A 5,585-nucleotide genomic window follows, 5' to 3' on the forward strand; every position below is an offset into this window, starting at 1 on the left:
TGTTGTTTGAGAACTCAATAGTGTGTTTGGTGGTTTTTGTTTGTTGTTTTTTGCCATCTTGGTGGGGGACTCCCCGTCTTCCTGCCACGTGGGATGGTTTGTTTTTTTGATGCCAGTTTTTGGTGTCTTTTGTTTGTGATCGGATTTTTCTGATTCGAATTCTGCCTCGGCGTTGTTCGAGGGGTTTTTGTTTGGAGAGTTTGATCCTGGCTCAGGACGAACGCTGGCGGCGTGCTTAACACATGCAAGTCGAACGGAAAGGCCCTTCGGGGTACTCGAGTGGCGAACGGGTGAGTAACACGTGGGTGATCTGCCCTGCACTTTGGGATAAGCCTGGGAAACTGGGTCTAATACCGAATATGATCATCGGCTTCATGGTCGGTGGTGGAAAGCTTTTGCGGTGTGGGATGGGCCCGCGGCCTATCAGCTTGTTGGTGGGGTAATGGCCTACCAAGGCGACGACGGGTAGCCGGCCTGAGAGGGTGACCGGCCACACTGGGACTGAGATACGGCCCAGACTCCTACGGGAGGCAGCAGTGGGGAATATTGCACAATGGGCGCAAGCCTGATGCAGCGACGCCGCGTGAGGGATGACGGCCTTCGGGTTGTAAACCTCTTTCAGCACAGACGAAGCGCAAGTGACGGTATGTGCAGAAGAAGGACCGGCCAACTACGTGCCAGCAGCCGCGGTAATACGTAGGGTCCGAGCGTTGTCCGGAATTACTGGGCGTAAAGAGCTCGTAGGTGGTTTGTCGCGTTGTTCGTGAAAACTCACAGCTTAACTGTGGGCGTGCGGGCGATACGGGCAGACTAGAGTACTGCAGGGGAGACTGGAATTCCTGGTGTAGCGGTGGAATGCGCAGATATCAGGAGGAACACCGGTGGCGAAGGCGGGTCTCTGGGCAGTAACTGACGCTGAGGAGCGAAAGCGTGGGGAGCGAACAGGATTAGATACCCTGGTAGTCCACGCCGTAAACGGTGGGTACTAGGTGTGGGTTTCCTTCCTTGGGATCCGTGCCGTAGCTAACGCATTAAGTACCCCGCCTGGGGAGTACGGCCGCAAGGCTAAAACTCAAAGGAATTGACGGGGGCCCGCACAAGCGGCGGAGCATGTGGATTAATTCGATGCAACGCGAAGAACCTTACCTGGGTTTGACATGCACAGGACGCTGGTAGAGATATCAGTTCCCTTGTGGCCTGTGTGCAGGTGGTGCATGGCTGTCGTCAGCTCGTGTCGTGAGATGTTGGGTTAAGTCCCGCAACGAGCGCAACCCTTGTCCTATGTTGCCAGCGGGTTATGCCGGGGACTCGTAGGAGACTGCCGGGGTCAACTCGGAGGAAGGTGGGGATGACGTCAAGTCATCATGCCCCTTATGTCCAGGGCTTCACACATGCTACAATGGCCGGTACAAAGGGCTGCGATGCCGTGAGGTGGAGCGAATCCTTTCAAAGCCGGTCTCAGTTCGGATCGGGGTCTGCAACTCGACCCCGTGAAGTCGGAGTCGCTAGTAATCGCAGATCAGCAACGCTGCGGTGAATACGTTCCCGGGCCTTGTACACACCGCCCGTCACGTCATGAAAGTCGGTAACACCCGAAGCCGGTGGCCTAACCCCTTGTGGGAGGGAGCCGTCGAAGGTGGGATCGGCGATTGGGACGAAGTCGTAACAAGGTAGCCGTACCGGAAGGTGCGGCTGGATCACCTCCTTTCTAAGGAGCACCACGAGAACCAGGCCCGCCCACATCGTGTGGGAGTTCGGTGACCTTTGGTCGATTCGTTGGATGGCCTTCGCCTGTAGTGGGTGGGGGTCTGGTGCACACAACAAACTTTTATGAAACTGCCGGACACACTATTGGGCTTTGAGACAACAGGCCCTGCGATTGCATGCTCGTTGGAGTGTGTGGGTCGGCCGCGAGGGACCAGGCGTTGTTCTGGTGTTCGGGCGGTGTTTGTTGTTGCCCTGCTTTGGTGGTGGGGTGTGGTGTTTGATTTGTGGATAGTGGTTGCGAGCATCTTGCACGCAAGAAGACTCCGGTCTCGTCAGAGACTGGGGTGTTGTTGTGTGTGTTTGATGTGCAATTTCTTTTTTTCTTTTTCTGGTTTTTTGTGTTGTAAGTGTTTAAGGGCGCATGGTGGATGCCTTGGCATTAGGAGCCGATGAAGGACGTGGGAGGCTGCGATATGCCTCGGGGAGCTGCCAACCGAGCGTGGATCCGAGGATGTCCGAATGGGGAAACCCAGCACGAGTGATGTCGTGTTACCCAACGCTGAATATATAGGCGTTGGGGGGGAACGCGGGGAAGTGAAACATCTCAGTACCCGTAGGAAGAGAAAACAACAGTGATTCCGTGAGTAGTGGCGAGCGAAAGCGGAGGATGGCTAAACCGTATGCATGTGATACCCGGCGGGGGTTGTGTGTGCGGGGTTGTGGGGCGTTTCTTCTCAGCACCGCCGTGCTGGGCGACAGTGAGAAAAGTGTGTGTTAGTCGAAGGGCCTGGGATGGTCTGTCGTAGAGGGTGAGAGTCCCGTAGGCGAAAACATGCACTCTGTTGTGAGACTGTTCCCCGAGTAGCAGCGGGCCCGTGAAATCTGCTGTGAATCTGCCGGGACCACCCGGTAAGCCTGAATACTTCCTAATGACCGATAGCGGATTAGTACCGTGAGGGAATGGTGAAAAGTACCCCGGGAGGGGAGTGAAATAGTACCTGAAACCGTGTGCCTACAATCCGTCAGAGCCCTCCTTCGTGGTGGGGTGATGGCGTGCCTTTTGAAGAATGAGCCTGCGAGTCAGGGACATGTCGCGAGGTTAACCCGTGTGGGGTAGCCGCAGCGAAAGCGAGTCTGAATAGGGCGTATCCACACAAGAGTGTGTGGTGTAGTGGTGTGTTCTGGACCCGAAGCGGAGTGATCTACCCATGGCCAGGTTGAAGCAGCAGTAAGATGTTGTGGAGGACCGAACCCACTTAGGTTGAAGACTGAGGGGATGAGTTGTGGGTAGGGGTGAAAGGCCAATCAAACTCCGTGATAGCTGGTTCTCCCCGAAATGCATTTAGGTGCAGCGTTGCGTGTTTCTTACCGGAGGTAGAGCTACTGGATGGCCGATGGGCCTCACAAGGTTACTGACGTCAGCCAAACTCCGAATGCCGGTAAGTGAAAGCGTGGCAGTGAGACGGCGGGGGATAAGCTCCGTGCGTCGAGAGGGAAACAGCCCAGATCGCCGGCTAAGGCCCCTAAGCGTGTGCTAAGTGGAAAAGGATGTGCAGTCGCGAAGACAACCAGGAGGTTGGCTTAGAAGCAGCCACCCTTGAAAGAGTGCGTAATAGCTCACTGGTCAAGTGATTGTGCGCCGATAATGTAGCGGGGCTCAAGCACACCGCCGAAGCCGCGGCATCAACTTTTGTTGATGGGTAGGGGAGCGTCCTGCACCCAGTGAAGCAGCCTGGTAATGGAGCTGTGGAGGGTGTGGGAGTGAGAATGCAGGCATGAGTAGCGATAAGGCAAGTGAGAACCTTGCCCGCCGAAAGACCAAGGGTTCCTGGGGCAGGCCAGTCCGCCCAGGGTGAGTCGGGACCTAAGGCGAGGCCGACAGGCGTAGTCGATGGACAACGGGTTGATATTCCCGTACCCGTGTGTGCGCGCCCATGATGAATCAGAGGTACTAACCGCCCAAATGGTGGCCTATCCAATCCTTCGGGAGCGGAAAGTCGCCGGCTGCGTGGGACCTTCTCTGGTAGTAGTCAAGCGATGGGGTGACGCAGGAAGGTAGCCGTACCAGTCAGTGGTAATACTGGGGCAAGCCTGTAGGACGAGTGATAGGCAAATCCGTCGCTCATATGTCTGAGAGGTGATGCATAGCCGAGTGAGGCGAATTCGGTGATCCTATGCTGCCGAGAAAAGCCTCTAGCGAGCTCACACACGGCCCGTACCCCAAACCAACACAGGTGGTCAGGTAGAGAATACTAAGGCGTACGAGTTAACTATGGTTAAGGAACTCGGCAAAATGCCCCCGTAACTTCGGGAGAAGGGGGACCTCCATACCGTCAACACCTTTGCGGTGGGTAGCGGGAGGGGGTGGCACAAACCAGTGAGAAGCGACTGTTTACTAAAAACACAGGTCCGTGCGAAGTCGCAAGACGATGTATACGGACTGACGCCTGCCCGGTGCTGGAAGGTTAAGAGGACCCGTTAATCCTTCGGGGTGAAGCGGAGAATTTAAGCCCCAGTAAACGGCGGTGGTAACTATAACCATCCTAAGGTAGCGAAATTCCTTGTCGGGTAAGTTCCGACCTGCACGAATGGCGTAACGACTTCTCAACTGTCTCAACCATAGACTCGGCGAAATTGCACTACGAGTAAAGATGCTCGTTACGCGCGGCAGGACGAAAAGACCCCGGGACCTTCACTACAACTTGGTATTGGTGCTCGATACGGTTTGTGTAGGATAGGTGGGAGACTGTGAAGCATGCACGCCAGTGTGTGTGGAGTCGTTGTTGAAATACCACTCTGATCGTATTGGGCCTCTAACTTCGAACCGTATATCCGGTTCAGGGACAGTGCCTGGTGGGTAGTTTAACTGGGGCGGTTGCCTCCTAAAATGTAACGGAGGCGCCCAAAGGTTCCCTCAACCTGGACGGCAATCAGGTGTTGAGTGTAAGTGCACAAGGGAGCTTGACTGCGAGACGTACATGTCGAGCAGGGACGAAAGTCGGGACTAGTGATCCGGCACCTCTGAGTGGAAGGGGTGTCGCTCAACGGATAAAAGGTACCCCGGGGATAACAGGCTGATCTTCCCCAAGAGTCCATATCGACGGGATGGTTTGGCACCTCGATGTCGGCTCGTCGCATCCTGGGGCTGGAGCAGGTCCCAAGGGTTGGGCTGTTCGCCCATTAAAGCGGCACGCGAGCTGGGTTTAGAACGTCGTGAGACAGTTCGGTCTCTATCCGCCGCGCGCGTCAGAAGCTTGAGGAAACCTGTCCCTAGTACGAGAGGACCGGGACGGACGAACCTCTGGTCTACCAGTTGTCCCACCAGGGGCACTGCTGGATAGCTACGTTCGGACAGGATAACCGCTGAAAGCATCTAAGCGGGAAACCTCTTCCAAGACCAGGCTTCTCACCCTTTTAGAGGGATAAGGCCCCCCGCAGACCACGGGATCGATAGACCAGACCTAGAAGACTAGTAATAGTCGCAGGGAACTGGCACTAACCGGCCGAAAACTTACACACACCCACCCCCGGGTGGGTAACAAACAAACCATGTGTAAGAAAAAAATTGACGCACCTCAAACGTGACGCCCGCAACCACACACATCCACATCGGATACGCAGAAACCAGCAATGGATTCACGCACCCCACCACCAAAACACAAAGATTTCCCACAACACACAGTGGGACGCCCAGAAAAGGGTGAATAAAGTTACGGCGGCCATAGCGGCAGGGAAACGCCCGGTCCCATCCCGAACCCGGAAGCTAAGCCTACCAGCGCCAATGATACTACCCAACAGGGTGGAAAAGTAGGACACCGCCGAACACACATTGACCTCGGCCCTCCAACACACATTGGAGGGCCGAGGCATTTGTGCAT

3 rRNA genes are annotated in these 5,585 nt (G+C 55.6%); all 3 read left to right on the top strand.

Annotation, left to right across the window (positions count from 1 at the left end):
- Positions 1–188: 188 nt before the first annotated feature.
- The 3 genes from G154_RS00220 (at position 189) to rrf (ending at position 5,531) form a co-directional block, all read left to right on the top strand.
- A 16S ribosomal RNA gene (locus G154_RS00220) occupies positions 189–1,708 on the top strand.
- A 400-nt stretch (positions 1,709–2,108) separates the two neighbouring features.
- Positions 2,109–5,226 (top strand): 23S ribosomal RNA (locus G154_RS00225).
- A 192-nt stretch (positions 5,227–5,418) separates the two neighbouring features.
- Positions 5,419–5,531, top strand: a 5S ribosomal RNA gene (gene rrf / locus G154_RS00230).
- Together the 16S, 23S and 5S rRNA genes form the textbook arrangement of a ribosomal RNA operon.
- Positions 5,532–5,585 lie beyond the last annotated feature (54 nt).

The organism is Mycobacterium sp. VKM Ac-1816D (assembly GCF_000416385.1).
Lineage (GTDB): Bacteria > Actinomycetota > Actinomycetes > Mycobacteriales > Mycobacteriaceae > Mycobacterium > Mycobacterium neoaurum_A.